Origin of the sequence: Methylocystis sp. L43 (assembly GCF_015709525.1) — a bacterium.
In the GTDB taxonomy this organism is placed as follows: Bacteria; Pseudomonadota; Alphaproteobacteria; order Rhizobiales; family Beijerinckiaceae; genus Methylocystis.
The window spans coordinates 113,920-139,399 of record NZ_JADNRA010000025.1 but is presented as its reverse complement, the minus strand read 5'-3'; the positions used below and the strand labels follow the sequence as shown (position 1 = coordinate 139,399).

The following is a 25,480-nucleotide window of genomic DNA, read 5'->3' as shown; positions in this document are numbered from 1 at the left end:
CGCGAAGAGATGCGCCGCCTGGTGGTCGAGGTGCAATGGCTTGTTGTTTACGCCGCGGCCATTTACTGGGGCGCGTCGTTCTTCACCGAGCAGGACGGCACCTGGCACATGACGGTGATTCGCGACACGGACTTCACGCCGTCGCACATCATCGAGTTCTACATGAGCTACCCGATTTACTCGGTGATCGCGGTCGGCGGCTTCTTCTATGCGAAGACGCGTCTTCCGTATTTCTCCAAGGGCTATTCGGTGGCCTATCTGATCGTGGCGATTGGCCCGTTCATGATCATCCCGAACGTCGGCCTGAATGAGTGGGGCCACACGTTCTGGTTCATGGAAGAACTGTTCGTTGCGCCGCTGCATTGGGGCTTCGTGTTCTTCGGCTGGATGGCGCTCGGCGTGTTCGGCGTCGTGCTTCAGCTGCTGATCAACATTCAGCGCCTGATCGGCAAGGAAGGCGTCGCCCTCCTGACCGAGTAATCCGAGACTTCGCCGCCCGCTCGTGGCGGGCGGCGACACAAAAACCGGGAGAAACTCCTATGGTGATCGTCATGCTGCTGCTGGCCGCGGCGCTTTCGCCGCTCTGCTTCCTGTATGCCGCGCCGCGTCGTGTCCCGCAGCGCGCCCGCTGCGAACTCGCGCCATCGCGCCGCCAGGATTAGTGACTTGATGGAAGGCTGGCCCGCCAGCGTCGCTGTGAACGCGATGAGGGCGGCGTCCGCCGACCACGTTCGGTCTCGTCATTCCGCCTCAGCCGCTCCTTCGCGCATTGTCTTGCTTCTTTCACTGAACTAGATCGTCAATGGCGGCGCGCGAGACCCGCGCGCCGAACAGGAGAGGCCAATGAATGATCTTCTCGTGATTGCATTTCCGTCGGAAGAAAAGGCCGAAGAAGTTCGGCAGAAGCTCTTCACGATGCAGAAGGAATATTTGATCGAACTCGGCGATGCGGTCGTCGCCGTAAAGAATGCCGATGGCGCGATAAAGCTCAATCAGCTGTTCAACACCACGGCCCTTGGCGGAGTTTCCGGCGCTTTTTGGGGCGCTCTGATCGGATTGATCTTTATGATGCCGCTCGCAGGCGCCGCGATCGGCGCCGGCGCCGGCGCCGTCTCGGGCGCGCTGACCGACTTCGGCATTGACGACAAATTCATGAAGGACGTGGCGGCTGCGGTTCCGCCCGGCGGCGCCGCGCTGTTCCTGCTCGTGCGCAAGATGACGACCGACAAGGTTCTCGAAGGACTGAAGGGAGCCGGCGGCGTGGTGCTGCGGACGTCGTTCGATAAGTCCAAAGACGACGCCATCCGCGCGGCGCTCGCCGCGCAGCCGGCCTCTACCTAGACGGACTGCGCGCCGAATGGCTCTTCGGCGCGCACCCCTTCAGACGGTCTCCTCCGCCTCGCGCGCTTTTCGGCGATGGGAGTGCAGGGTGATGTAGACGCTGGCGGCGATGAAGGATATGCCGAGTAGGGAAACGATAATGAACAGCGACGAACGCTGAATGATCGCCACCGCGGGCACGAAGAGCCCGAGAATAATGCCGACGACGCAGATTTGCCATGCGGCCGCGTGAACGCCCGCGACGAAGGTCGCGACAGCCAGCAGCACCATCAGATTGAGCCCGGCCGCGTTGACGTCGATCAGTTTTCGCAGCGGCGGCGAATAGATCAGCCACATGCCGAAGAGAAACGCCGCCCAGTGCAGTATTTGGGTCCAGACCAGCCGCGTGCGTTCATGCGTTGTTTCGGTGTGCCGCCAGCCGATATAAATGCAGATCGCGCAATAGACCGGCGTCAGGAACTCCCAGTAGTAGGCGACCGGCTGTCCCGTGAAAGTGACGATGCCGATGCCGAGCACGGCCGTCGACAGCATCACGATGTAGGGCAGGTCGATCTTGATGACGTCGAGGAAGAGAACGCCGGCGGACTGGGTCCGGATCTCTTCCATGCCGTGCTCGAAGGTCGTCGCCCAGCTCTCGTGCTGCGGCGAGATATCGGGCAACTTGGGTTCGGCCGGATCGGGGCTATTGGACATGAGCAATCCTCGCAGTTCGGCGCGAGCGACACAGCGGCGGCAAGTTCGCCTTGTCTCACGCGCCTGTTGGCCGAATTAGAAGCTCAAGATAGTTCGTGCGCGGGAACCGAGCAACTGGCGCGACGGGGGAGCGGGCGCCGCTCGTCTCGCTGCTAGTAAACTTGGGCTCTAGGATCGCGTGGGGCGGTTGAACTCTGGCGGGGAAGACGATCGCGCGCGGTGTCGGATGTCGGCCTAATGTCATCCTCGCGTCACAAGGGCGCCGGCAAAGGCTAGACTTGACGAAACATCCGACGTCGTCCGAATTGATATTTGCGGGCAGGAAGCCGGGTTAGGAGCGCTCATGGCCAAAGCTGACGAAGCGGCGGCGATCATCACGGCGGACGGCCTGCAAGCCTTGCTGCTGGCGATCCGGGCGCGCGGCTACCGCGCCATCGGCCCCACCGTGCAAAATCAGGCGATCGTTTACGACGATATTGAATCTGTTGACGATCTGCCCCGCGGGTGGACGGACGAGCAGGACGGCGGCCGTTACAGATTGGCCAGACGCGATGACGATGCGCTCTTTGGATATTCCGTCGGGCCGCAGTCTTGGAAAAAATTTCTACACGCGCCGAAGCTGCGGCTTTGGACGGCCGAACGCGATGGCGAGAACGCAAGCGTCACGCCCGAACCCCCGCCATCTGATCGTCTCGCCTTCGTCGGCGTGCGGGCCTGTGAAATTCGCGCGATTGAAATTCAAGACAGGGTTCTCGTCGGCGATCTCTATGTCGATCCGCACTACAAAGCGCTGCGCGAGCGCGCGCTGATCGTGGCCGTCAATTGCGGCAAGGCGGGAGGCACCTGCTTCTGCGTTTCGATGCACGCGGGTCCGCGCGTCGAGCAGGGGTTCGACCTCGCCCTGACCGAGCTTCTCGAGGGAACCGAGCACATCTTTCTCGTCGAGACCGGCAGCGACGAGGGGCGCGCGCTCCTGTCGCAGGTTCCGCATCGGCCCGCGTCAAGTCGCGAGGTCGAAGCCCGTGAAGCTGTCATCGAACACACCGCATCCTCGATGGGCCGCGAAATGCGTTCGGACGATCTCAACGAACTGCTGATGAGCAATCTCGAACATCCGCGCTGGGACGAGGTGGCGACGCGCTGTCTGAGCTGCACCAACTGCACATTGGTTTGTCCGACCTGCTTCTGCACGTCGGTGGAAGACGCCTCCGATCTTTCCGGAGCGCGCGCCGAGCGCTGGCGCCGCTGGGATTCGTGCTTCACGATGGATTTTTCCTACATTCATGGCGGCAGCGTGCGCGCCAGCGCGAAATCGCGCTACCGCCAATGGATGACTCACAAGCTTGCGACCTGGATCGACCAGTTCGGCTCATCGGGGTGCGTGGGGTGCGGGCGCTGCATCACCTGGTGTCCGGTGGGCATCGACATCACCGAAGAGGTGCGCGCCATCCGCGGCGGCGACGCCTGCGCCGAGGATATGCAATGAAGGATATTGCCGATCTGCTGCGTCATCATCCCTTCGCTGAGGGGCTCGATGAAGAGATGCTGGCGCTGGTCGCCAGATGCGCCAAGAACGTCATCCTGCAGCCGGGTGAATATCTGCATCGCGAAGGCGCCGCGGCCGATTCCTTCTATCTCGTGCGACATGGAGCCGTGGCGCTGGAGACTTTCGTGCCGGGGCGCGGAGCGTTCTCCTTTCTCACCGTCAAGAGCGGGGAAATTCTCGGCGCCGACTGGCTCATTCCGCCCTATCGTTCGTCCTTCGACGCGCGCGCCGTCGAACTGACGCGCGCCATTTCCTTTGATGGAAAGTGTCTGCGCGGCAAATGCGAGGCGGATCCGCGCGTCGGCTATGAAATGATGAAGCGTTTCATTCCGCCGCTCGTCAAACGCTTGCAGTCGGCGCGCATGCAGGCGCTCGGGATGTATGATGCCGCAAACGCTTAAAGCCTGCACGCCGCCGCCCTATCCCATGGCGCCGAGCATGACGCCGGTGACGCGCTTCATTCGCGAGTCGGCGGAGGTGTTCACCTTCGACCTCGCCCCCGAGCGCGCCACGCCCTTCGCGCCGGGGCAGTTCAATATGCTTTACGCATTCGGCGTCGGCGAAATACCGATCAGCATCAGCGGCGCCGCCGATGCGCCTGATCGGCTGACGCATACGATCCGCGCCGTCGGGCCGGTGAGCGCGGCGCTCGGCAGGTTGAAGACTGGCGATCAGGTGGGCTTGCGAGGACCCTTCGGCGTCGGTTGGCCGGTCGAGGAAGCCAAGGGATTCGACGTCCTGCTGATTGGCGGCGGCATCGGCCTCGCGCCGCTTCGGCCAGCGATTTACTGGCTGCTGCGGAATCGCGCCGCTTATGGCCGGGTGGGCGTACTCTATGGCGCACGCACGCCGGACGACCTCATCTTTGTCAGCGAACTCGAAGAATGGCGGAAGACGCCTGACTTCCAGCTGCGCGTCGCTGTGGAGCGCGCCGGACCAGATTGGACCGGGGACGTCGGCTATGTGACGCCTTTGCTGTCCAAGCTTCGCTACGATCCGGCGGACGCCATCGCCATGATCTGCGGACCGGAAGTGATGATCCGCGCGACCGCGCTCGCGCTTGAAGACGCGGGCATTGCGGATTCGCGAATTTTCGTCTCGATGGAGCGCAACATGAAATGCGCCATCGGCCATTGCGGGCACTGTCAATTTGGCCCGCTGTTCATCTGCAAGGACGGACCGGTCCACCGCTACGATCGCGTGCGCGATCTTCTCGCTTATCGGGAGCTGTGACGTGGCGCGCATTCGACCAAGACTCGCTGTCTGGAAATTCGCCTCATGCGACGGCTGCCAGCTCAGCCTCCTCGATTGCGAGGACGAATTGCTGGAGATCGCCGGCGAGGTCGAGATCGCGCACTTCCTCGAGGCGACGAGCGCGTCGGTCGAAGGCCCATACGATCTTTCCCTCGTCGAAGGTTCGGTGACGACCGCGCATGACGCGGCGCGCATACAGGAGGTCCGTAAACAGTCGCGGTTCTTAATCACGATTGGCGCCTGCGCCACCGCAGGCGGCATACAGGCGCTGCGCAACTTCGCCGACGTGCGCGAATATGCGGCGATCGTCTATGCGCGGCCGGATTATATCCAGACCCTGGCGACATCGACCGCGATCTCCGATCACGTGAAAGTTGACTTCGAACTGCGCGGCTGTCCGATCAGCACGCGGCAGCTCGTTGAAACGATTTCTGCCTTCCTCGCCGGGCGCAAGCCGCAAACGCCGCCGCATAGCGTCTGCGTCGAATGCAAGATCGCCGGCAATCTCTGCGTCATGGTCGGACACGGAACGCCGTGTCTGGGACCCGTCACCCATGCCGGGTGCGGCGCGCTCTGTCCTTCCTATAATCGCGGCTGCTATGGCTGCTATGGCCCGATGGAGACGCCCAATACGCCGTCGCTGTCGGTATGGTTGAGCAAGCTCGGCATGGATGAGGATGCGCTGCGGCGCGTCTATAGAACCTTCAACGCCAACGCCGACGCCTTCCGCGAGGAGAGCGAACGTCATGATCGTTAAGACGATCAAGGTCGAGCAGCTTGCCCGGGTTGAGGGCGAGGGCGCGCTCAAGGTCGTCGCGCGCGACGGCGTCGTGCAGTCGGCGGAGCTTAATATTTTCGAACCGCCGCGATTCTTCGAAGCCTTTCTGCGCGACCGCATGTATAGCGAGGCGCCGGATATTACGGCGCGCATCTGCGGCATCTGTCCTGTCGCCTATCAGATGAGCGCGATTCACGCGATGGAGAACGCGCTCGGCGTCGTTGTCGATGGACCGCTGCGCGACCTGCGACGGCTCCTCTATTGCGGCGAATGGATCGAGAGCCACACGCTCCATGTCTACATGCTGCATGCGCCGGATTTTTTGGGCTATGCCGGTGCAATCGAAATGGCGCGCGACCACGCCGACATCGTGCGCCGCGGGCTCGATCTCAAAAAGGCAGGCAATGCGATTATCGCGCTTCTCGGCGGCCGCGAGATTCATCCGATCAATGTCCGCGTCGGCGGCTTTTACCGTGCGCCGCGCCGGCGCGAACTTCAGCCGCTCGCCGAAGAGTTAAAGCGCGCGCGGGACGGAGCGCTCGCGACCGTGCGCTGGACGGCTGGCTTCGATTTTCCGGATGTTGCGCGTGACTATGAATTCGTCGCCTTGCGCGGCGACGGCGAATATCCCTTCAACCAGGGCCGCATCGTCTCAAGCCGCGGGCTCGACATCGCCGCCGCGGAATATGACGAACATTTCGAAGAGAGCCACGTCGAACATTCGACCGCGCTGCACGCGCACCTCAAGGCGCGCGGCGCCTATCTCACCGGGCCCTTGGCGCGTTACGCATTGAACGCGGCGTCTCTCTCGCCGATCGCGCGCGAAGCCGCGCACGAAGCGGGACTTGGAACGATCTGCGCCAATCCCTTCCGCAGCATTATCGTTCGCGCCGTCGAAGTTCTTTACGCCTGCGACGAGGCGCTACGGATCATCGACCAATATGAAGAGCCTGACCGCTCGGCGGTCGATCTCGAACCGCGTGCGGGCATCGGCTTTGCCGCGACCGAGGCGCCGCGCGGCATGCTGTATCACCGCTATCAGCTTCATGCCGATGGAAAGATCGCCGACGCCCGCATCGTCCCGCCGACGTCGCAGAACCAGCCGAGCATCGAAGAGGATCTGAAGATTTTCGCGACGGCGTGGCTCGATCTGCCGGACGATGCGCTGCGTCACCGCTGCGAACAGACTATTCGCAATCACGACCCCTGCATTTCCTGCGCGACGCATTTTCTGCGGCTCGATGTCGACCGGGGCGGATAGAGCGCGAGAAGCACCGCGCATCATTGTGCTCTGTATCGGCAATCCCGATCGCGGCGACGACGCCGTAGGTCGCGCGGTCGCGCGTGCGCTGAGTGCGTCGCTGGCCGACGTCGAAATTATCGAGGAGGAGGGCGAGGCGACGCGCGTATTGGCGCGGCTCGAGGGCGCGGACGCCGCCTACATCGTCGATGCCTGCGTCTCCGGGGCGGAGCCTGGCGAAATCCGCCGCATTGACGTCAGCACAGGGCCGCTTCCGCGAGCGGCTTTCGGCGCATCGACGCATGGCTTTGGCCTCGCCGAAGCTCTGGAGCTGGCCCGCGCGCTGGGCGTATTGCCCTCGCGCTGCATCGTTTATGCGATCGAAGGCGGGACATTCGATATCGGCGTGCCGATGTCGCCGGTGGTGGCCGCAGCGGTCGCTGTCGTCGCCGATCGATTGCGGATGGACATTCTGGGCAAATAGCCGAAGCGGGGCGGTGCGCCGGACAAATTCGTCCCAAGCCCGAAACAACCGGCAACATTGCGGCAATCCAGCCGAAACGTTGGCAGGCTTAAAGTGTGCGCTCGCATATCTCAGAATTCGCGCGCGCGCCGCCGAATGCCTCCCGCACAGCAGCCGCGCAGACCAAGTATGGAGAGCCGAATGCAGCGTCTCGTTTCCGCGTCGAAATTCATCGCCACCTTCTCGGCGGTTCGAATGCTCATCCAAGCGCCGAAGCATATCGTTCGACGCATTGCCGCTTCGCCGGAGGCGTTTATCAACGCCATAGAGCGTTTTGCAAAACATTAAGCTTTGCGATTGCCTCGGCGAGCAAGCTTAGGATTGGACTATAAGCTGCGTCGGATACGCTTGACTAGGTAAGCGTTCGCCGGCGGGTTGAATGACCTTGCGCCTGACCCAGTTGAACTGGCTAACAGCCAAACAATCTGGAGGAAAAAATGCGCAAGCTCACGCTATTGATCATCGGGGCGAGTGTGGCTTTCACGCCCTTGGCTCAAGCGCAGCAATCGTACCCTCATGATGTTCAGTCCTATGGCGGGCTCTGGCGCTATCAGAAGAGGGATTATAGCACGCCCTGGCGGCCTCTTAACCCCGGCGTGTGCTGGCAGTGGAGCGGTTCCGTCGGCAGCTGGGTATGGGTTTGCTGATGAGAAACACGCCAGTTCGTTGAAACGCAAGAAACGCCCCGCCGCCACTCCGCAGTCGGGGCGTTTCTATTCAAAGCTCACGGGCGGAGACCGAGCGCGCAGGCATTTCATCGCGCTTTGCGCCTAGGTGGGGCCGCAGGTCGGCCATATTGGCGGTCCCAATTCAAGGTAAGGAAACACATCTTCATCGACCAAGGCTGGGCATGGGCTTTCCACGGGCGCCATCATCCGTCGGGCTGTCGCCCGGAAAAAAAGAGATCGCCGTCTTTTCGGCTGCAACTTTTGTCCGGCCGGATCGCCCGCTCGGCAAGTTGGTATGCTTGGCCAGGGCAAACCGAATTTTTGCTGTCTCGGAAATTTGCAAGGGGCTCGCGATACTCACCATCGGCGACATGGTGATCGCGGATGGGGTCGGCGAATTTGTTTGCGTTGCGGCGCTGACGATTGAGGCGTTGCCCTTCTTTCGATGGCGATCGGCGGCATACGCCAGTTGAACATTTTTACCCGTTCTCGACCGAAGGCGCTTGAAGCGTCTTGGAGATGATCGTTGTGATTTGCCGCACGCATCCAGGTCGAGATCACCAGAGGCATGGGTCTTAGCCCTTGGCGAATGATCGGCATCGGCGGAACGAATACGCGGATTGGCGGGCGCATGATTCTGACAAATCGCTGCTCACGCGCCATCGGAGCGATTGCGCTTCTGTTTTTGCTTCTGACGGGCGCAGAAGCGAACGCGCGGGGCGCGAAAGTCACGGCTGAACCCATCCCCGACGCCGTATGGGCTTACATGCAGGGAAGATCGTGGCGGGCGGAGCTTCGATGTCCGGGACGGGACCAGCTCATTCTCTTGAGAGTTCCTTACCTCGATTTCGACGGTAATACGCAGACTGGCGCGCTGATCGTCGCAAGCAGCGCCGCAAAAGCCGTCGCAGCCGCCTTTCAGGACATCTACGACAGCGGGAAATTTCGAATCTATCGAATGTCGCTGATCGATGAATTCGGCGGCGACGACGCGCGATCGATGGCGGCGAATAATACGAGCGCCTTCAACTGCCGAACGACCGATCGTGGCGCGATGTCGCGACACGCCTATGGCATGGCCGTGGACATCAATCCCGTTCAGAATCCCTACCGGGAAGGACAACTGACCGAGCCTGAAGCCGGGCGCGCCTATGACGAGCCCTCCAAGCGCAGGAGAGATATCGTCGGGATGATCGTCGACGGCGATGTCGTGACCAGGGCTTTCGCGCGACAAGGCTGGCGCTGGGGCGGACATTGGAAGAGAAGCGTCGACTACCAGCACTTTTCCAATGACGGACACTGAGGGCGGCCGTCGGGGCGGGCGAGCGACGCTCAGCGCGTCAGCCGGCCATAGGCGCATTCTCCGCGGCCCTAGATTTTTTCGATGAGAACCTGCTTCAGCGTTGTGGCGCCGCTGCCACAGTCTGAGTGGAAAGCGTTCATGGAGGCCGAACAGCTTCTTAATTGCTTTGACTGTGCAGGGCTGGTCGCTTTTTTTACCCGAAGCCGCCTCTGGTGCGGGGATTCGGCCCAAGCCGTTTTAAGCTTTAGGAGAAGGTATAATGAAGAAGGCAACTTTTGCCGCTTTGGCCCTCGCGCTGACAGCAGGTTCGGCCATGGCCGCCGACCTTCCGTCCTACAAGGCGCCGCCGCCGCCGCCCCCGCCGCCGATCATGACCTGGACGGGCTTCTATGCCGGTCTCAACTTCGGCGTCGGCTTTTACGCAGAAAATTCATCTAACGCGTGGGGCGTGGGCTTTAACAATCGCGGCGGTAGCCGGGCGGGCGTCGTCGGCGGCGGTCAAATTGGCTACAATTATCAGATCACGCCGATGTTCGTCGTCGGCGTCGAGACCGATTTCCAGGGCACCAGCATCGGCTCTGGCGCCGGCGGCAACAGCTTCGCCTGGCTCTTTGGCCTCCCTCCCGTGACCACCGCGACTCTGAACTGGTTTGGCACCGTGCGTGGCCGCGTCGGCATCAACCTGCTGAGCCCGCAACTGCTGGTCTATGGCACCGGCGGCTTCGCGTATGGCGAGGTGAAACGCAACGGCTGGTTGAACCAGAACAGCACGGTGCAGACGGGCTGGACCGCCGGCGGCGGCGCCGAGTATATGTTCGTTGCGCTGCCGAACTGGTCGGTCAAGGCTGAGTATCTCTATACGCAGCTCAGCGGCAACAACAACAACGGGTTCAATTTCGGCCTCGGGTTGAACAACGTCAACAACCGCACGCGCTTCCACACGATCCGCTTTGGCGTGAACTACCACTTCAATTTCGGCTCTTCGGCGCCGGTGTTGGCGAAATACTGATCGATCATTCGACCCCCGACGAAACCAGAAAAGCCCAGCCTCGCGGCTGGGCTTTTCTCTTTCTCAGCGCAGACCGCCCCAGCGCCAGCCATGTCGCGCGAAGGCAGCACTTTTCGATCGATGGACGCTGAGACTTGAAATAGTGAGTGACTCCATGAGGGATTGAGTTGTCCGGCTTGTTTCAATCGTCACTGAGGGCCGAGCGTCGGTTGGGCTGACAACATGTTGATCGAGAACTTCCAACTGAAGGCAAAGAACTTTCTGATTGGTCTCTTCGTTGGCGCACTCTCTGGCGCGATGTCTGCAGGTTGGCCGTTTCCTTTGATCAACCCAGGCGCAGTGGCGTTTTGTGTTGCATTTACGTACTGCATAGAAGGTGTAGTTTTTGTTGAATATTGGAAGGAAAAAATTGTTACCCAAACTCTTTGGATTTCAATGGAGATCTGCATTGTATGGGCAGTGACGGCTATGTTTTTTATGATGGCTTATATTTTATTTGGCGGGGAACGCTCGCATTACGCTTTTATTTTGAGTGGGGCGTTTGGCGCAGGGTTTGTTGCCGCCGCTCTTAGCTTGCACGTTCCTCATTTGCGAGAGGTCCGATTCTACGTCGTCACTGCTCTGGCGGGCGGCATAGCGACGAGCATTGGCATTTATCTTGGGAGCGCCTTCGTATGTTCCGGACGAGGCGAGCTAGATTTTCTTTGCTGGCTTCCCCCCACCACCATAATCTGGCAGGCAATCGTGCTCGCGTCGCTGCTCGCATGTGCGACACACGAATTTGACGACGAGAACTCGTCGGACGGCGGCTCGACGCCTCTTTGTGGCGCGTCTTGGTCGTTCGCAGGCAGTGGCTCGGAAGAGACAAGGTTTGATCCCGCCCCGATGAACAAGGCCGCCCCGTCATGGGACGGACTCTGATATAGTTAGGGGGGCCTCTCTGGACGCCGCTTACAGCCTTGTGGAAATATAATTGCAAGCCGCGCACTTGCCAGTTTGCAGAGACAGTCGCTTCCAAAAATATATTCTATTAGGTGAGCCACGATGAAAAAATCGTTTTTAGCCTGCATTAAGGATATTCATTGTTTCACACGGTGGGCGATAAGAAGACGGAAATATTTCGGTTGGTTCTTATTATGGGCAATCGTCGCGTTAACTCCGTCCATTACACTATATGCCCACGAAAGCGCTAATGCTCGTGAAAAGGGTGCCACAAAAGCTATCCAAGCCTCACTTTACCTTAAAGGTTTATACGATGGTCCGATTGACGGAACCTGTAACGCGAAAACTCTGGCTGGACTTAGCAATTACGCTGCTCGCGTAGAGAACAGAACAGTAGAGGCGAAAAAAACATGCAACGCTGATGCGCTCGCTATGCTGAGAGCATCTGAAATTAAAATTGCGGCGACTGCTCCCCCGAAAGATACAGTGACAGGCGCGAAAGATGACGTGGGCGATCTCAAGAGAGATATAGCTAATCAGCAAAAAGCGATCGAGGATTTAACTGCCAAATTTGGGGACCAGTTTGCTTCCCAATTTCATAATTTGGCGACAGTCGGCATCTCGACCCTTATAACCGCAATATCAATTTTGATAGCTTTCATTGCTTTCATTGGAAATGTTGCGCTTAAGGATGCTGTGAAAGCTGCTCATGAAGCGGAAATGGTGCGAGCTCGAAATCAGTTGGATTCGCTGACTAAGCTCGCGAACGACCGTATCCACGCTAGCGTTTACGGAACGATAAGTGGTCAATTCGTCGACATTTACAAAAGCATCCCGAACCCACGGGGGGAGCAAAGCAACCTTCTGAGAAGCTATTTGAATTCAGCTATCGTTATGTCCAAAATTGCCTTTGACTCCGCAGATGCGCTAGTCACCAAGCTGGACAGTCTTAGCTCAGTCGTCTCGGACTCGGACAAGCAGCAATATGTTGAAACAAGAGTACGTTGCATGAATAACTATGCTTTCTATTTAGCCCAACGAGGGCTTGAGAGGGACAAGATTCGCGTTGAAGAGTTCCTATCGGAAATGATCAAAACGGCAGACACACGAAAACAGAATCGTGAATCGTACTGGTGGGCATTCGAGGATACGGTGGTTTGGGTTAGGCTAAATCTTGGCCTTATTCACGCCGATCAGGCTGCCGTTGTCGTGCAAGCGCTTTTAGACGGGGATTGCGCTGATGCTGATTGGAAAAAGGGCACGGTGGCAAATTACCGCATGTACAACGCCCTCAAGGGCGATGCAGAAGATCAAGTAGCGGTTACGTTCCAAAATTACACAAGTAGGATTGAGCAGACTGAACTGATTACAAAAACGGACGATCCCTTCCTCCTCTGGCGTAACTTTCGGGCGCGCCAAAAATCGACTAGCACGTGAAAATCGGGTGCGGCACTATCACCGGGCCAATTAGTGCTTCTACATAGGTCATGGTGGCCTCTCCTGTTTTCGCGAGCCGTGCTCTCAGCGGCAAGTTCAGCAAGTTCAGCAAGATATATGCTACGTCTTACGGACGCCTTAAGATAGAGAACTGCCCCGCGCCTGTCCATTGCCGCTTCTATTGGTCTGAGAGGTGGCGCGTCTGGCATCGAAATCAAGGAGTTGACTGCGACTGTGCTTTTAAATGTAGGACGCTCGAGTAGGCCCCATCCGATTGTTGCCGCGCGTGGGCCGCTGGCGAGAGACTAGCCACGTCGAGCAAACTTGCTCCGGGCAGAGCCTCAGGGGGGCGAAGGCAAAGGGTGACGTGCGGTGCATTAAGCTGGAACGGTGAAGCACTGGCGCAAACTTAACGGTGAATTTAGGGCGAAGCGGCGTTCGGCTGTAATACCTATTGTAATACCGGAGCCGAGGCTGGCCTTCTAACAGCCTGAATTTTAACTCTAAATTTGTTTAAAGTGGTCGGAGTGAGAGTCTAACCTTGCGACTTTCGCCGACATTCGCCGAAATGCGTTTCTTCCACATTTTCTTGGTATTTGATTTCGCCGACCTATTCCACCTTTCGCGTTTGTTCGCTATCATCCGCGCCGAAATGGGGGACCGATCGGGGGACCGATTTAGGTGGGCGGAAAATTGACGGTGGCGAATGTCAGATCAGCGCCTCCCGGTAACCATCCTGACGGTGGCGGGCTTTACCTCTTCGTCTCGACGGCGTTAGCGCGCTCGTGGGTCTATCGGTTCTCATGGCAGGGACGACGGCCTGAGATGGGGCTCGGCTCATTTCCTGAGGTCGGGCTCGCTGATGCACGAGGTGCGCGAGACGCTGCGCGCGCAACCCTAAGGTCGGGGAGAAATCCGATCGACGCTCGCCGGATGGAAAAGACGGCGTCAAAATCCCGTCCGACGTTCGGGGACATCGCCGACAAGCTGATAGAGGCTAAGGCTCCGGGCTGGCGCAGCGCCAAGCATGCCGAGCAATGGCGCGTCACTCTTAAAGAGGGGGTTATAGTCCCGCTCCGCAGCCGCTTCGTCGATGAAATCGATACGGAAGCCGTGCTCGGCGTCTTGAAAGAGTCATGGACGAAAACACCCGAGTCAGCATCGCGGCTTCGCCAGCGAATTGAAGCTGTATTGGACGCAGCCAAGGCGCAAGGCCATCGAACCGGCGAAAACCCGGCAAGATGGCGCGGTCACCTCTCGCATCTACTTCCGCAGCGGCCGGCGGTCGAGAAAGGTCACCATGCCGCAATGCCTTACGCGCAAGTGCCTGCCTTTGTGGCGCGTTTGCGCAAAGACGACGCGGTCGCGGCGCGGGCGCTTGAGTTCACGATCCTGACCGCCGCACGTTCGGGCGAAGTCTTCGGCGCGACGTGGCCAGAAATCGACCTCACTGATTGCATGTGGACCGTGCCGGGGAGCCGGATGAAAAACGGTCGCACACACAGAATCCCCCTCGCGCCGCCGGCCGCCGCGATCTTGCGGAGGCTCTCCGAGCGGCGAACCTGCAATGTGATCTTCGAAAGTCCTCGTGGAGGACGCCCGCTGTCTCATGTGTCGATGCAAAAGGTATTGGATCGACTTGGCGTGCTCGACGCCACGGTGCACGGCTTTCGCAGCGCGTTCCGCGATTGGGCAGGAAACGAGACCGAATTTCCGCGCGAGGTCTGCGAAGCCGCGCTTGCCCATGCGGTCGGCGACAAGGCGGAGCAGGCGTACCGGCGCGGCGACGCGCTGGAAAAGAGACGCGCGCTGATGAAGGCATGGGGCTCATATTGTCAGGGGGATTCGAAATGAAAAACCCCACAAGGCCGCCGTTTGACAAAAAAATACTCGAGCTCGCCAAGGAAAGCGGCAAGCCCGAAAGTGACATTTGGAACCGGCCGACAAGCTTTCCTACGCCGATCTTACGCCTATCCGAAAAAAGGGCGAAAAAGACTTTTGATGAAAGGCTACACGATAGCCTTAAGAATTGGAGGATTTGCACTTTCGATTACCAAAAAATTGATGAACAAGCGCGCGCCCATTCGGCATTGTTGAGGCCAATAAACAAAAAGCTGCAGCAAAATGAATTGTCCGAAATCGATGCGCGTCGAGAAATAGAGCAACTCGGCTTCGTCATTGACGCCGTTTCGGAAAAAAGATTCGACCCAATGGCGTCTACCGATTGGACGCTACTTCAGGCAATCGTTTGGATCGCGACAACCTCGGCGGATCGCATTCGCGATGTTTCTGTGGATGCGCGCAAGCGAACGGTAAGGCTTAAATCGATCGATCCCGCATCATGCTTCGAACTGCATTGGCACGCGTCGCTTCAGGAGCTTCCAGAACAACAGCAACTGGAAGACGCGCGCAAAAAGCTTTGGGGTGAGCTTCGAAACGGAACGATCACAGCGACAGGCTTCGATGCGCCCGGGGTTTCGCGAAAAGTTATCCCAGCCATCGAATGGTCTGACCTATCCCTTTTAAGAGACGATGTTGTTTACGCCAGCGCGCGGGGAGACGGCCTTTTTCGCTCAAGCGACCATGGATATTTTCATGTGCGCGTCTCCGTCACTGACGTTCTGAAAAAATGGCCAAAGCAAGATAACTCTTCGGACGGAAACGCGAGGCGGGGGCGCGGTAATCCGGGGGAGAAAAGACGTCGCGTCAGAGATCAAATGAGACGGGATGTTGCCGGAGGTTATGACCTCGAAAACGCAAAGGGCGTCGAGTTGCACGTAAAGTATGGCGTGGCGATCGGCACCTGCAAAAGGGCGAAAGAGGAAATACTGGGTGTCAAAAAATAGTTTCTGACATTTTTTGACCAGAAACATTTTCTGACATTTGAAGAGTGCGCATAGTTTCTCCGTCGCCCGCCAACATTCGCGGAAACGACGGAGAAATTACACCATGTCATTCGTTGAGAATGTCGCGAGCGTCACTCTCGCTGAGCGTCTCGACTACGGCTATGTGACAATCAAAGAAGTCTGCGCTTTGAAGCTCTGCGGCACCACGACGGTCTACGCAGATATCAAGGCCGGCGTTCTGAAGGTTGAGAAGCACGGCCGCTCGACTCGCATCTTGGGTCCAATTGCGAAAGCCTATGTGCCCGGCTCCCGTCATCTGAACCGGGAGGCCGCGTGACGCATGGCCCACACAGCAAAGAGCCCGCCGGCGGCGACCGGCGGGACTCGTAAATCTGACTGCTTGGCGGCTGTCAGATCCGTAAATAGCACCGGCCCCTTTGATCCGCAAATCTTTCGCGTCGCGTTTCTCGCGCGGCGCTACGCCATCCCGCCCGCCGCGGCGCGTCTGGTAGCCGAGCTGGCCCTCGGGGAGGCGCGTCAATGAGCGCGCGCCTCAAAGAGAAGCCCGGCGCCGCTTGGTCGTGCGGGCCGGGCTATGCCGCGCCACGCCGCGCCGAGCGCAATGTGTGGATGGCGCAGACTGGCACCGGCAAGGCAAGAGCGCAAGCGGACGCTCCTCAATTTGAGGAGCCGGCGCGATGACCAGTCGATCACGCAAACCGCGCCTCTACCTCGCCGGCAAAATCTCGCGCAGCGGTTGGCGCGACGATCTGCTCAACGGACGCTGTGGTTACAGTCAAAGCCGCGCGAACTTCGCGGTCGACGCGCGCGGCGAAGCGCTTCACGTGCGCGACCCGTACCACGAAGTCGACTGCGGCGACTTTGCCTACGTCGGCCCCTTCTTCGAAGATTTCGGCCATGGCGCGGCGCACGGCCCAGGAACGCACGGCGCTATTGCCGAGTATCCTCTCGAGGAGGAGCTGGCGACGGTCAGCGTCAAGGAACGCTCCGACGCCATTGCAGCGCTGAAAGCGCTGCGCGCCTTCGTCTTCAACGCCAACATGAGCGCGATCGAACGCGCCGACGCAATATTCGCTTACGTCGACGAGCTGGACTGCTTCGGAACGCTCGTTGAGTTGGGCCACGCCTTCGCGCTCGCCAAGCCTATTTTCATCTGCCTCGGCCCGAGCCTGTCGGAGGCGGAAAAAGGCGACCTTTGGTTTGCCCTTGAGGCGGCGACGATGGTGTCGGAGTGGCCGGTTGATGTTGCGTTTCGCGGGCTGATTAAGAGCATCGCCGCGGGCGCTCTCGGCCAGTTCGGGGGACGCGCATGACGACGCCTCTCGAGATAGCTCTCGCCTACGTCGCGCGCGCCTGGAACCCTGTCCCGGTCGCCTTCAGGGACAAGAAGCCGACGGCCGGCAATGGCTGGCAACACCTTCGCATCAACGCGGAGAATGCGGCGCAATACTTCAACGGCGTCCGGCGGAACATCGGCGTTCAGCTTGGCGCGGCGTCTGGAAATCTCCGCGACGTCGACCTGGACTGCCCGGAAGCGATCGCCGCCGCGCCTTATCTGTTACCACCGACAGGCGCGATTTTTGGCCGTGCTTCCGCGCGCAATTCGCATTGGCTTTATGTCGCCGACGACTTCGCCGAGGCGATCGACGTCGCTACGCTGAATTTCGACGACCCGGCTCCGCACCTCGACCAGAAAGAACGCCTCTGCGAGTTTCGCGTCGGCGGCGGCGCCAAGGGCGCTCAAACCGTCTTCCCAGGGTCGACCCACAAAGAGGGCGAGGCGATCACATGGGAAGTCGCGGGGGAGCCATCGCGCGTTGACGGGGCGCGTCTGCTCCGCTGCGTCGGGCGCGTCGCCAGCGCTGCACTGCTCGCCCGCCATTGGCCGAACCACGGGAAACGGCACGATACGCGCCTCGCGATCGGCGGCGTTCTTGCTCACGCCGGGTGGAGTGAGCAGGACGCGAAGCTTTTTGCTGAGGCCATCGCGCACGCCGTTGGCGATGAGGACGTTGCCGACTTCAAGAAAGCTATCGGAACTTCCTTCGCCGGATTGGGCGCCGGCGCGCCTATCACAGGCATTCCGAAGTTCGCCGATATCTTTGGCGACGCGGTTACGCGCGCCATCAAGGATTGGTTGCGGCTAGAGACTGCTGAATACGACGCGCCGAGAGCGATGCTTGACGCAAAGCCCCGGCGCGTCGCCGTCACCGATGGCGTTGAGCATGACGCCGAGACGGGGGAAATACTCGCGAAGGCCGACGCGGCGCCGCCGAGTGGATGCGCCGGTCAACTCGGCATTCTATCGAGCGCGCAATTCGTCGCGGGCTTCACGCCGCCTGATTATTTCATCGATGGCGTCTGTCAGCGCGGCTTCCTCTATTCACTCACGGCCGCTACGGGCGCCGGAAAGACGGCTATTGCACTCGCCATTGCGGCGATGGCTGGACGCGGCGGAGGGGCACTAGGCGGGCGCGAGGTTCAAGGCGGGCAGGTGCTGTTCCTCGCCGGTGAGAATCCCGACGACATTCGGATGCGATGGATTGCGATGGCGCACCATTTTGGTTTCGACATCGACGCTATTTGCGTCCGCTTTCGCCCCGTCGCTTTCGATATCGGTAAATCGCTTCCCGACCTGCGGGCCGAAGCAGAGGCCGCCGGCGGGTTTACGCTCGTGATCGCGGACACGTCAGCGGCTTTCTTTCAGGGCGACGACGAAAACTCAAATACGCAACTCGGCGCTTATGCGCGCACGCAGCTGCGAAAGCTGACCGATCTGCCTGGCCGCCCCTGCGTCATCGTTCCCGCGCACCCCGTGAAAGGCGCGACTTCGGACAATCTGCTGCCAAGGGGCGGCGGCGCGTTTATCGCGGAGATGGACGGAAACCTTACGGCCGTGCGGTCAGCGGCCGTTGTAAAGATGCACTGGGCCGGCAAGCATCGCGGGCCCGACTTCGAGGCGCTGCGTTTCGCTCTCGAAAACGTCACGGCGCCGCGCTTAGTGGATTCGCGCGGCCGGCAAATCCCCTCCGTCATTGCTCGCTGTCTCGATGAGCGCGAAGCAGGGAACATCGTCGCCGCTGAACGGCGAGATGAGGACGTGCTCCTGGAACTGATGCTTGAGCATGAGAATGCGGCTATCGCGGCGCTCGCCAATTTCGCGGGGTGGACAACCGGCGACGACGCCACGCCCCACAAATCCAAGGTCGCGCGCATCCTTCAGTCATTCGCAGCGGAGCGGCCGCCGCTCGCAAAGAAGCTACGCGGCCATTGGAAGCTGACGGCCGCTGGCCATGAAGAGGCGGCGCGCGTCCGCGATGAGCGAAAAAAGGCCGAGCAAAACGCCGCGAAATTCTCTCGACTGGGGGCAGGCGAATGACGACTTTTCAGACCGAAAAAAGCTGGAACGATGGCTGGAACGGCGCGACCGAAAAAACAGGGCTTTCGTTCCAGAAATCGTTCCGGGAACGAAAAGTGGAACGCAAACCATCAAAAACGCCTGTTTTTATCAATAAAATCAAACCGTTCCAGTGGAACGGTTTTTATAGTCAGATCACAGTGGAAGGGGGGGGTGTTTACACCCCCTCCCCTGATTGGAACGTTCCACACCCTTTCTTAGAAGGGAACGCTGGAACGATGGAACGATTTTTCAGCGCCTCGCTTCCAGTTCGAACGCTGACCGATCGCGGAACACCGATCTTTGTTCCGCTCGTCCCCTCACGCCCCCACCCTTTGCGCCTTACGCGGCTGGCCTATGCAACGCACTTTGGCCTGGCGAGCGCGTCGCCCGCCTCGTTGCATCGATCGAAGCAGAGAGGGCGCAGGCATGAGACGCTCGCCAGCCATCGCTAGACTGGCGGCGCCGGCCCCTTTCGAAACGCCGGAGGCCGCCGCGCGCGCCATCTACGCCCGAACCGGACGCACGCCGCCGGCCAGTATCACACTGCATAGCGCGCTCACTGGCCGGACCATCGTCGTGAGCCTTCGCGACGGGCCAGAGGTTCGCCCCCGCATCAGGAATGTCAGGGCGTGAGCTTGACCATGCATTCCACATCCCCGCGTGACTGCGTTGCATCCCTCGCTCCGCTCGCCCTGGGGATGCGCACGCATGACAGGGCCCGGCCACCCCCCCTCGCGGGTCCTCCCAGAGACTGGGGCGATACGGGTCTATCGGGGGCTTGCCGTATCCGTAGGTGCAATGGGCAAAAAGGTGTTTCGCTTCGTTTCCCGAGCCAGAAACCGGCCTCTTGTGCGCCTTTTGCGAAGCCAAGCCGCCTGCATAGTGCGCGACGCTTTATCGCGCTCAGCGGCCTTCTCTGCTCAAAAAAAGAGGATCAGCTAAAATGAGCGATAAACCAGACGATGGCCTGACCCCCGCTGAATTTGCCCGGCGCGAAGGGGTTTCACGCACTTTGGTTGTGAGAAAGATGAAGTCCGGACATTTGCCGAAGCTCCCGGGCGGGCGGGTTTCAGCGTCGTATCTCGGGACGGCGTGGCGAGCGAGCGCCCCGCCTGGCGCGAGGGTGGTTTCGAGCGTCACGGCGCAACCGGAAAGCCAGGCTCAATGCCCGGCTTGGCTTATCCCGGCGCGCGACTGTGAAAATCACTTCGACCGGGGCATTCTTTTCGCCGTTCTGTCGCTCGTTCGCGATGTGGGAGCCCTTGCCGCAATTGCCGCGGATGACGCAGGGGCGACAATCGAGACGGCGAAGAGGGTCGAACAGACCATGCCCACGCTGTTCGCCGAGCGCGCGAAAGACCTCATGCACCGGATCGGCGTTGGCCCGTATGAGCATGCGGACGATCCGCCTATTTGGCCGCGCGCGATGGGTCTGCGCATCGACTGGAAACGCGTGGCCGAAGACGCCAAGGCGGCTCGCGGCAAGCAAGGCGGCGCCCGCAAAGCCTCTCGCAGCGCGAAATAGTCCCGAATGACGCCCGCCGATGCTCTTTTCGCAGAAGCCGCCGAGCTTCGTGCACGCGCCGAAGCCGCCGAGGCCGAAGCGCGTCGCCTGCAAGCGAGGGAGCGCGAAAACGCGATCGTCGAGGCGCTGGAGATTTACGAAGGCCCACTGACGAGACGCGCGGCGGCTCTCGCGCGGGACCTCAGTCGCTATCTGGGCACGGCCTGGCCTCGCGAAAGGTGGGGGCGCATGGTTGATGGCTCGCCACAACGCCGGGCGCTCCACCGGATCGCAGTGTCGCGCAATGGCGAAGGCATCAAGGCGCGCCGAATTATCGACGTGGCCAAAAAATGCAATCCCGCGTGCTTGCGATTGCATAAATCTCCGGACGAAGCTTCTCCCGAAAGTGAAATCGGAGAGGCGCAATGAGCGTTCTGGATTTTCTGAAGGTGAAGAAGTCGGCGCCCGCGTCGCAGATCGCCGAAATGGAGGCGAGCCTCGCTCGACTGCGCACAGAGCGTAAGGAGTTCGAAACCGTCGTCGAGAGCCACGGCGCCCGGCGCGCGGACGCACTACTCAGCGACATGGCCGACGCCGACATCGCGAAACTGGACGCTGACGCCAGCCTCGCGCAAATTCGACTCGAAAGATTGGAGCTCGCGGAACTCGAATTAGTTGAGCGCATCGAACGCGCTCGTGACAAAGCCGAGCGCGAACGTCTGGCCAGCGAACATGAGCGCGCCGCCGCGCAAATCGAGACGGCGGCAAAGGCGCTGGAAGGGCCGATCGCACAGCTTGCCGCGGCCTTCGCGTCGCTAGTCGAGGCTATACCGACTGAAACCGGCGTCGCAAAGGATTATGAAAATCACTTAACGCCATGTCCTGCGGAGTCGATCGACGTGGCGCAAGCCATCGCCGCCGCCGCGCTTCACAGCGCGATACCGGGGCTCTTCGAGCGTTTGACACTCGTCCGCAGAGGAAGCGGGCAACCGCTTGCTTCGCCCGCGCCTGTCGCGAGGCTTTACGACCTTGGCGCGCTCAGGATCGGCGGCCGAGTAAGCGGCGACCCCGCGCCTTTGCCGGCGCCTGTCGCAGCCCACCAACTCATCGTCGTCCCGCAGCGCGAGAAGGCGCGCGCGCTGCGCCATGGCGACGCCGAGCGCCTGGAGGCGGCTGAGTGATCCCGACGGCGGTTTCCGCCCGCCGACGGTCGGGCGCGCCGGTTTTCTGATCCTTTGCCGGCGCGCCCATTCCCAACACTGGAGGCAACAATGACTATTGACGAAGACGCGATCGCAGCAGCCGAGCGCCTCGCGTGCTCCGAAGAACAAGCCAATAGAGCCGGAGCGAGCGCCGGACTGCTTGGCGAAGGCAAGCCTCTGGGCTTCGACCGTTGGCCGTCTGAAGCACAGTGGGCGTTCAGCGAAAGTTATGAGCGCGCTCGCCATTGCCGCCGCGTCGCCGAGGGCAAGGAACGCGTCGCCGCTGCCGAGCCAACTATCCCGGCTTACGCGACGACGCGAGAGCAGCTCGCCACCGAGTTTCAGCGCCGCGCAGACCTTCAGCAAGAGTTTCTCTCTGAGGCTGCATTCGTCGCCTTCGCCATGGCCGAGCGCTCAGGCAAATTTCGCATCCTTCGTCGGCCAGACGCATCGTCGGCCGCGTGATCGGTTTTGGGGGCCATTCCTGACGGCGAAGCGGCCAGCCGAATAACGACAAGCGGAATGCCCGCCCCCACGGATTTGCCTGTGCGGCGACCGGTTATAGGGGTTCAATTCCGCAAGGCCGCGACCTTTGAGAGGACCGCACATGGCTAAGTCAGCGATCGTCGCCACGGGCCGAGACGGAGGCCGACCTCCTGCGCGGCTTTCGAGAGGCCAGGCGGCCCACCTAGCTGACAACGCTCTATCGCGCTCAGCGGGCTTCGCAGCTCAAAGAAATGGAATTGTCGGAAACGACGCGCGCGTCCGCGCCGAAGCCCTGTTCGCCGCGCCTCGCCCATTGCCACAAGAGCGGCGCGAGACCAATGAAGCGCCAGCAAAGGCGCGCAAGGCTGAACGTGGGCCGATATTCGTGAACGGCGAGCGGCTGGGAAGATTGGCGCTCTGGACGTGATGGCGATTGCTCTGAGCGATCGCGTCTTCGGGTTTTTTGGTATTCGGCGGAGCTGGTTCTTTGGGCGACTTACAAACATTTGTAAGTCGCTTAAATTCTAAATCATAAACCGTGTGAAGCGACCGCCGCTCCGTCGAGGCTAACACCCCGCGAGCGCGGTTGCGTCTTCGCCGCACTCGGCTCTTTTGGTGACTTCGTCATGTGACGAACTTGAAATTCGTGACGATAGACATGCTGAATAGACCGCCTCTCAGTCGCGTTCAATTGCACATCATCGCCTTCGCGCCGGCGGGTCAAAATATGCGGCGGTTTCGGAATCTTTACGCCCCGCATTGCGCGCCCCGAGACGCGGCTTCACCCCACTCGGCTCTTTTGGTGACTTACTTACGTGAGTAACTCGAAACTCGCTGTTGTAGACGTGCTGAATCGACCGCCGCTCTGTCACGGCCAGCACTTCGCGCGCGCGAGTCATGTCCTGCCCCATGGCGACGAGCGCTCACGGCGATGAAATGACGGGTCGCCCAAACACTCCGTGCACTCTCCAATTCCTTTTCGGTCAAGCGAGACGACGCTTGCCCTATTCCGACGCGCTCTTAGGTAAACTTGCGCTCCTCGTGTTCTGTCCTCGATCGCGGTGGGAGTCGTGACCTGCTCGAGCGCGGTCAGCTCGTCTCGAGCAAGATTTTCGCTAATCTCCCACTGTCGAGGAATAGCTGATCGCTCAACTTCTCCCGAAGAGCCGCAATCCACACCGCATTGGCGCGTGGCGTGAAATGCACCCCGTCGTCGCTCATCTCTGCGCGGCGCACGCCATTGAGCGAGACATGTGGATTGAGGTCCAACACCTCGATGCGCCGCTCTCGGCAAAGCTCCGCCATCACTGCGTTCGCTGCATCAATGCGCGGCGCTACCTCTCTCTGGGCGATATAAGGCATCAAGGTGAAGATCGCGGAAGCGCCCGGATTGAGGACTTGCAGCACGCCGCGGAAATCGCATTCGATGTCCCGGATCGACGCGGCGGCGCCGAAAAGATCATTCAGACCTCCGTCAATGATGAAGCTCTGCGCCCGCTTTCGTTGCGCACGCTCTATCTGCCCGGCGATATCCGCGAGCCGCGCGCCGCCCTTGGCGAAGTTTATCACCTCGAAGGGACGACACGACAGCGTGCGGAATGGGCAGCCGGCCGCGAGACTATCGCCGACGACGGCGATGCTGGCACCGACTGCTGGTCCTAGAGCGACCGCCGCCAGTGCTGGCGCGATCGCGCCAAGGAAAAGGCGTCGCGAGGGAGCAGCGATATTCGATCTCATACAAATCCTTGTCGCAAGGATCCAATCGCTCGCGACGATAGGCATCCAACTATCGCCGGCCGGTATCCAAGCGGGCATGATGAGGCCGGAATATGGCGGCTTCAGCTTCATCGCTCATTCCGCTGTTGCTGAAGTGGCTTGAGCCTTCCGTCTTGTTTTGCTGTTTCCAAATCTTGAAGATCGGCGGCGTAAAGTTTTCTCTGCCAGCCTGGAAAAGTAGTTTCCTAAACGGGCTTCTCAGGCTTGCAGTGCCCGCATCCCGTGACATTCTTGACGCCGGATCCGCGGGCGATTGCAAACGCTTTTTCGCTATCTAGATGTGGGCCAAGCCATTCCGTAGCGAGATTTGCTTTTAGTCCCGGCCTTCGCTGGCCCCTGCCTTCATTGCAGTGAGGACAAGATCCTTTGTGAACCGTCGCCGACTGATGGCTTGGGGCCAGGAAAACATAAAAGTTCATGACCGGTTTCTCGCCGCAATCACCGCCAGCGGCTCTTCGTCCACCGGCTTTTCAGCTATCGTCCTGCCTATGTGCGGGCGCTTCACGCAGCATCTATCCTGGGAAAAGCTCCAGCGTCCCGCTGGGCTTATTGGCCAGCCGCGTCGGCAATCCTATTGGAAAGCGCTTCCCAAAACGCGGCGCGGGCGGCATCGCCGTTACGCCGAAAAAGCTCGGCCTGGCCCTTGAATGCCTCCCGCATTGACGCAACCTCTCCCCCCGTCGCCGCGCCGGCAAACTTTCGAATTGCTTCGAAAGTCCAGGTTCCAACTAGATCAGGATCTTTCTGTTTTTTCATGGCGAATGCCTGCCTGCTATTCCGTCAAGCTCCCTTGGAGCACATGACACCATGGCCGACAGTGGCGCATATCCACTCGACGGCGGAATGCGCGAGCGCACACAGCCGATGCTGGGCGCGCCGGTGCATCCTTGACCGGCAGCGCCGAAGATCAGAAACGAGGCTAAATGGTATGCTCCTGTTCGGGGTTGTCAAAGACAGTGATGTCGAACACGACGTCGAGAGGCGTTCCCCATTCAACTTGTGCGAAGAACTCGACGCCGTTCGCTTCAACGTTGCTGCCATGAGGGCGAATATTCTTTACGAAAATCGGTGCAGCGCCGCGGTGTTTGCTTTTGCCGCCGATCGTGGTGCTCGGCTTCCACTCGCAGGCGGAGATGTGAACAACCGACTGCGAGGTGATCGGATCCCAGTTGAAATTCAGCCAGCCTGTGGCGACGGACTTCCACCACACGCGAATGGTTCGATTAGCCATTGAGGTCACTCTCTTTCGCAAGAAATAACTAGAGTTTGACGTTTCGAACTTCGCACTGGTTAGCAATGCGCCCCCGGCTCGTCGCTCTTGCGAGCGCCGCTGTTCGTCCCGGCCGAAGCTGTTTGAACTGTGAATGGCTATTTCATCCGCTCAGTAGCATGCGAGCCGTTTTGACGCTTGCTCCGTTCGGATGAGGTCCTAGGTAAGCTTGCGTCCTCTGCGTTGGTCCTCGACAGCGGAGGGAGATTCGCGACTGCTCGCGGCTCGGATCAGAGTCTCG

30 protein-coding genes are annotated in these 25,480 nt (G+C 60.2%); 26 read left to right on the top strand and 4 right to left on the bottom strand.

Annotated features, from left to right (window positions below; all coding sequences use genetic code 11):
* From IYX23_RS07850 to IYX23_RS07845, 3 genes are all read left to right on the top strand, one after another.
* The coding region (locus tag IYX23_RS07850; protein ID WP_196398840.1) for a methane monooxygenase/ammonia monooxygenase subunit C at nucleotides 1-480 on the top strand (480 nt) is incomplete at its 5' end.
* Between the two features lie 59 nt (nucleotides 481-539).
* A complete protein-coding gene (locus tag IYX23_RS20485; RefSeq protein WP_281431776.1) occupies nucleotides 540-662 on the top strand; it encodes a hypothetical protein in 123 nt (40 codons plus the stop codon).
* A 181-nt stretch (nucleotides 663-843) separates the two neighbouring features.
* Entirely contained in the window at nucleotides 844-1,341 is a 498-nt protein-coding gene (locus IYX23_RS07845; RefSeq protein ID WP_196392361.1) for a DUF1269 domain-containing protein, read from the top strand.
* Between the two features lie 39 nt (nucleotides 1,342-1,380).
* On the opposite strand, the gene IYX23_RS07840 is transcribed toward IYX23_RS07845, so the two are convergent.
* Nucleotides 1,381-2,034: a hypothetical protein gene (locus tag IYX23_RS07840; RefSeq protein WP_196392360.1), complete on the bottom strand. Its 654-nt coding sequence runs from the start codon at nucleotides 2,032-2,034 to the stop codon at nucleotides 1,381-1,383.
* 343 nt (nucleotides 2,035-2,377) lie between these two features.
* Between IYX23_RS07840 and IYX23_RS07835 the strand changes: the two genes are divergently transcribed.
* From IYX23_RS07835 to IYX23_RS07725, 23 genes are all read left to right on the top strand, one after another.
* Entirely contained in the window at nucleotides 2,378-3,520 is a 1,143-nt protein-coding gene (locus tag IYX23_RS07835) for a 4Fe-4S dicluster domain-containing protein (RefSeq protein ID WP_196392359.1), read from the top strand.
* Nucleotides 3,517-3,981 carry a cyclic nucleotide-binding domain-containing protein gene (locus tag IYX23_RS07830; RefSeq protein WP_196392358.1) on the top strand — a complete coding sequence of 155 codons (465 nt, stop codon included), beginning with the start codon at nucleotides 3,517-3,519 and terminating at the stop codon, nucleotides 3,979-3,981. Before IYX23_RS07835 ends, IYX23_RS07830 begins: the two co-directional genes overlap by 4 nt.
* Nucleotides 3,965-4,813, top strand: coding sequence for an FAD/NAD(P)-binding protein (locus tag IYX23_RS07825; protein WP_246716564.1), 849 nt, complete (start codon nucleotides 3,965-3,967; stop codon nucleotides 4,811-4,813). Before IYX23_RS07830 ends, IYX23_RS07825 begins: the two co-directional genes overlap by 17 nt.
* 1 nt (nucleotide 4,814) lies before the next feature.
* Nucleotides 4,815-5,591, top strand: coding sequence for an oxidoreductase (locus IYX23_RS07820; RefSeq protein ID WP_018407884.1), 777 nt, complete (start codon nucleotides 4,815-4,817; stop codon nucleotides 5,589-5,591).
* Nucleotides 5,581-6,873: a Ni/Fe hydrogenase subunit alpha gene (locus IYX23_RS07815; protein WP_196392356.1), complete on the top strand. Its 1,293-nt coding sequence runs from the start codon at nucleotides 5,581-5,583 to the stop codon at nucleotides 6,871-6,873. Before IYX23_RS07820 ends, IYX23_RS07815 begins: the two co-directional genes overlap by 11 nt.
* A gap of 25 nt (nucleotides 6,874-6,898) precedes the next feature.
* Nucleotides 6,899-7,336: a hydrogenase maturation protease gene (locus tag IYX23_RS07810; RefSeq protein ID WP_348643639.1), complete on the top strand. Its 438-nt coding sequence runs from the start codon at nucleotides 6,899-6,901 to the stop codon at nucleotides 7,334-7,336.
* A gap of 180 nt (nucleotides 7,337-7,516) precedes the next feature.
* Complete coding sequence (locus IYX23_RS07805) at nucleotides 7,517-7,663, top strand: hypothetical protein (protein WP_196392354.1); 147 nt, start codon at nucleotides 7,517-7,519, stop codon at nucleotides 7,661-7,663.
* A 508-nt stretch (nucleotides 7,664-8,171) separates the two neighbouring features.
* Entirely contained in the window at nucleotides 8,172-8,516 is a 345-nt protein-coding gene (locus IYX23_RS07800; RefSeq protein WP_196392353.1) for a hypothetical protein, read from the top strand.
* 158 nt (nucleotides 8,517-8,674) lie between these two features.
* Complete coding sequence (locus IYX23_RS07795) at nucleotides 8,675-9,346, top strand: M15 family metallopeptidase (protein ID WP_196392352.1); 672 nt, start codon at nucleotides 8,675-8,677, stop codon at nucleotides 9,344-9,346.
* A 259-nt stretch (nucleotides 9,347-9,605) separates the two neighbouring features.
* Complete coding sequence (locus IYX23_RS07790) at nucleotides 9,606-10,355, top strand: outer membrane beta-barrel protein (RefSeq protein WP_196392351.1); 750 nt, start codon at nucleotides 9,606-9,608, stop codon at nucleotides 10,353-10,355.
* A 222-nt stretch (nucleotides 10,356-10,577) separates the two neighbouring features.
* Nucleotides 10,578-11,276, top strand: a complete 699-nt coding sequence (locus IYX23_RS07785; RefSeq protein ID WP_196392350.1) for a hypothetical protein — start codon at nucleotides 10,578-10,580, stop codon at nucleotides 11,274-11,276.
* A 123-nt stretch (nucleotides 11,277-11,399) separates the two neighbouring features.
* Nucleotides 11,400-12,734, top strand: coding sequence for a hypothetical protein (locus tag IYX23_RS07780; protein WP_196392349.1), 1,335 nt, complete (start codon nucleotides 11,400-11,402; stop codon nucleotides 12,732-12,734).
* A gap of 681 nt (nucleotides 12,735-13,415) precedes the next feature.
* Complete coding sequence (locus IYX23_RS07775; RefSeq protein ID WP_196392348.1) at nucleotides 13,416-14,588, top strand: site-specific integrase; 1,173 nt, start codon at nucleotides 13,416-13,418, stop codon at nucleotides 14,586-14,588.
* Nucleotides 14,585-15,580 carry a hypothetical protein gene (locus IYX23_RS07770; RefSeq protein ID WP_196392347.1) on the top strand — a complete coding sequence of 332 codons (996 nt, stop codon included), beginning with the start codon at nucleotides 14,585-14,587 and terminating at the stop codon, nucleotides 15,578-15,580. The genes IYX23_RS07775 and IYX23_RS07770 overlap by 4 nt, the downstream gene beginning before the upstream one ends.
* Nucleotides 15,581-15,683: 103 nt before the next feature.
* Complete coding sequence (locus IYX23_RS07765; RefSeq protein ID WP_196392346.1) at nucleotides 15,684-15,917, top strand: hypothetical protein; 234 nt, start codon at nucleotides 15,684-15,686, stop codon at nucleotides 15,915-15,917.
* A gap of 203 nt (nucleotides 15,918-16,120) precedes the next feature.
* Nucleotides 16,121-16,282 (top strand): hypothetical protein, encoded by a 162-nt coding sequence (locus IYX23_RS07760; protein ID WP_196392345.1) that lies wholly within the window; start codon nucleotides 16,121-16,123, stop codon nucleotides 16,280-16,282.
* Nucleotides 16,279-16,914 (top strand): nucleoside 2-deoxyribosyltransferase, encoded by a 636-nt coding sequence (locus IYX23_RS07755; RefSeq protein WP_196392344.1) that lies wholly within the window; start codon nucleotides 16,279-16,281, stop codon nucleotides 16,912-16,914. The genes IYX23_RS07760 and IYX23_RS07755 overlap by 4 nt, the downstream gene beginning before the upstream one ends.
* Complete coding sequence (locus tag IYX23_RS07750) at nucleotides 16,911-18,980, top strand: AAA family ATPase (RefSeq protein WP_196392343.1); 2,070 nt, start codon at nucleotides 16,911-16,913, stop codon at nucleotides 18,978-18,980. Before IYX23_RS07755 ends, IYX23_RS07750 begins: the two co-directional genes overlap by 4 nt.
* The gene (locus tag IYX23_RS07745) at nucleotides 18,977-19,453 is read left to right on the top strand and encodes a hypothetical protein (RefSeq protein WP_196392342.1); all 477 of its coding nucleotides are present in this window, start codon (nucleotides 18,977-18,979) and stop codon (nucleotides 19,451-19,453) included. The genes IYX23_RS07750 and IYX23_RS07745 overlap by 4 nt, the downstream gene beginning before the upstream one ends.
* A gap of 671 nt (nucleotides 19,454-20,124) precedes the next feature.
* The gene (locus IYX23_RS07740; RefSeq protein ID WP_196392341.1) at nucleotides 20,125-20,526 is read left to right on the top strand and encodes a hypothetical protein; all 402 of its coding nucleotides are present in this window, start codon (nucleotides 20,125-20,127) and stop codon (nucleotides 20,524-20,526) included.
* A gap of 228 nt (nucleotides 20,527-20,754) precedes the next feature.
* Nucleotides 20,755-20,934, top strand: a complete 180-nt coding sequence (locus tag IYX23_RS07735) for a hypothetical protein (RefSeq protein ID WP_196392340.1) — start codon at nucleotides 20,755-20,757, stop codon at nucleotides 20,932-20,934.
* Nucleotides 20,931-21,686 carry a hypothetical protein gene (locus tag IYX23_RS07730; protein ID WP_196392339.1) on the top strand — a complete coding sequence of 252 codons (756 nt, stop codon included), beginning with the start codon at nucleotides 20,931-20,933 and terminating at the stop codon, nucleotides 21,684-21,686. Before IYX23_RS07735 ends, IYX23_RS07730 begins: the two co-directional genes overlap by 4 nt.
* 90 nt (nucleotides 21,687-21,776) lie before the next feature.
* Nucleotides 21,777-22,172: a hypothetical protein gene (locus IYX23_RS07725; protein WP_196392338.1), complete on the top strand. Its 396-nt coding sequence runs from the start codon at nucleotides 21,777-21,779 to the stop codon at nucleotides 22,170-22,172.
* A 1,110-nt stretch (nucleotides 22,173-23,282) separates the two neighbouring features.
* On the opposite strand, the gene IYX23_RS07720 is transcribed toward IYX23_RS07725, so the two are convergent.
* From IYX23_RS07720 to IYX23_RS07710, 3 genes are all read right to left on the bottom strand, one after another.
* The gene (locus IYX23_RS07720; RefSeq protein ID WP_196392337.1) at nucleotides 23,283-23,930 is read right to left on the bottom strand and encodes a GDSL-type esterase/lipase family protein; all 648 of its coding nucleotides are present in this window, start codon (nucleotides 23,928-23,930) and stop codon (nucleotides 23,283-23,285) included.
* Between the two features lie 585 nt (nucleotides 23,931-24,515).
* Nucleotides 24,516-24,725 (bottom strand): hypothetical protein, encoded by a 210-nt coding sequence (locus IYX23_RS07715; RefSeq protein ID WP_196392336.1) that lies wholly within the window; start codon nucleotides 24,723-24,725, stop codon nucleotides 24,516-24,518.
* A gap of 163 nt (nucleotides 24,726-24,888) precedes the next feature.
* Nucleotides 24,889-25,200: a hypothetical protein gene (locus tag IYX23_RS07710; RefSeq protein WP_196392335.1), complete on the bottom strand. Its 312-nt coding sequence runs from the start codon at nucleotides 25,198-25,200 to the stop codon at nucleotides 24,889-24,891.
* Nucleotides 25,201-25,480: the final 280 nt, after the last annotated feature.

What these genes read in the sequence shown, in the direction of transcription:
- IYX23_RS20485 (WP_281431776.1), top strand. Translation starts at nt 540, where the DNA reads ATGGTGATCGTCATGCTGCTGCTGGCCGCGGCGCTTTCGCCGCTCTGC.
- IYX23_RS07845 (WP_196392361.1), top strand. Translation starts at nt 844, where the DNA reads ATGAATGATCTTCTCGTGATTGCATTTCCGTCGGAAGAAAAGGCCGAA.
- IYX23_RS07840 (WP_196392360.1), bottom strand. Translation starts at nt 2,034, where the DNA reads ATGTCCAATAGCCCCGATCCGGCCGAACCCAAGTTGCCCGATATCTCG.
- IYX23_RS07835 (WP_196392359.1), top strand. Translation starts at nt 2,378, where the DNA reads ATGGCCAAAGCTGACGAAGCGGCGGCGATCATCACGGCGGACGGCCTG.
- IYX23_RS07830 (WP_196392358.1), top strand. Translation starts at nt 3,517, where the DNA reads ATGAAGGATATTGCCGATCTGCTGCGTCATCATCCCTTCGCTGAGGGG.
- IYX23_RS07825 (WP_246716564.1), top strand. Translation starts at nt 3,965, where the DNA reads ATGCCGCAAACGCTTAAAGCCTGCACGCCGCCGCCCTATCCCATGGCG.
- IYX23_RS07815 (WP_196392356.1), top strand. Translation starts at nt 5,581, where the DNA reads ATGATCGTTAAGACGATCAAGGTCGAGCAGCTTGCCCGGGTTGAGGGC.
- IYX23_RS07805 (WP_196392354.1), top strand. Translation starts at nt 7,517, where the DNA reads ATGCAGCGTCTCGTTTCCGCGTCGAAATTCATCGCCACCTTCTCGGCG.
- IYX23_RS07795 (WP_196392352.1), top strand. Translation starts at nt 8,675, where the DNA reads ATGATTCTGACAAATCGCTGCTCACGCGCCATCGGAGCGATTGCGCTT.
- IYX23_RS07790 (WP_196392351.1), top strand. Translation starts at nt 9,606, where the DNA reads ATGAAGAAGGCAACTTTTGCCGCTTTGGCCCTCGCGCTGACAGCAGGT.
- IYX23_RS07785 (WP_196392350.1), top strand. Translation starts at nt 10,578, where the DNA reads ATGTTGATCGAGAACTTCCAACTGAAGGCAAAGAACTTTCTGATTGGT.
- IYX23_RS07780 (WP_196392349.1), top strand. Translation starts at nt 11,400, where the DNA reads ATGAAAAAATCGTTTTTAGCCTGCATTAAGGATATTCATTGTTTCACA.
- IYX23_RS07770 (WP_196392347.1), top strand. Translation starts at nt 14,585, where the DNA reads ATGAAAAACCCCACAAGGCCGCCGTTTGACAAAAAAATACTCGAGCTC.
- IYX23_RS07765 (WP_196392346.1), top strand. Translation starts at nt 15,684, where the DNA reads ATGTCATTCGTTGAGAATGTCGCGAGCGTCACTCTCGCTGAGCGTCTC.
- IYX23_RS07760 (WP_196392345.1), top strand. Translation starts at nt 16,121, where the DNA reads ATGAGCGCGCGCCTCAAAGAGAAGCCCGGCGCCGCTTGGTCGTGCGGG.
- IYX23_RS07755 (WP_196392344.1), top strand. Translation starts at nt 16,279, where the DNA reads ATGACCAGTCGATCACGCAAACCGCGCCTCTACCTCGCCGGCAAAATC.
- IYX23_RS07750 (WP_196392343.1), top strand. Translation starts at nt 16,911, where the DNA reads ATGACGACGCCTCTCGAGATAGCTCTCGCCTACGTCGCGCGCGCCTGG.
- IYX23_RS07745 (WP_196392342.1), top strand. Translation starts at nt 18,977, where the DNA reads ATGACGACTTTTCAGACCGAAAAAAGCTGGAACGATGGCTGGAACGGC.
- IYX23_RS07735 (WP_196392340.1), top strand. Translation starts at nt 20,755, where the DNA reads ATGGTTGATGGCTCGCCACAACGCCGGGCGCTCCACCGGATCGCAGTG.
- IYX23_RS07730 (WP_196392339.1), top strand. Translation starts at nt 20,931, where the DNA reads ATGAGCGTTCTGGATTTTCTGAAGGTGAAGAAGTCGGCGCCCGCGTCG.
- IYX23_RS07725 (WP_196392338.1), top strand. Translation starts at nt 21,777, where the DNA reads ATGACTATTGACGAAGACGCGATCGCAGCAGCCGAGCGCCTCGCGTGC.
- IYX23_RS07720 (WP_196392337.1), bottom strand. Translation starts at nt 23,930, where the DNA reads ATGAGATCGAATATCGCTGCTCCCTCGCGACGCCTTTTCCTTGGCGCG.
- IYX23_RS07715 (WP_196392336.1), bottom strand. Translation starts at nt 24,725, where the DNA reads ATGAAAAAACAGAAAGATCCTGATCTAGTTGGAACCTGGACTTTCGAA.
- IYX23_RS07710 (WP_196392335.1), bottom strand. Translation starts at nt 25,200, where the DNA reads ATGGCTAATCGAACCATTCGCGTGTGGTGGAAGTCCGTCGCCACAGGC.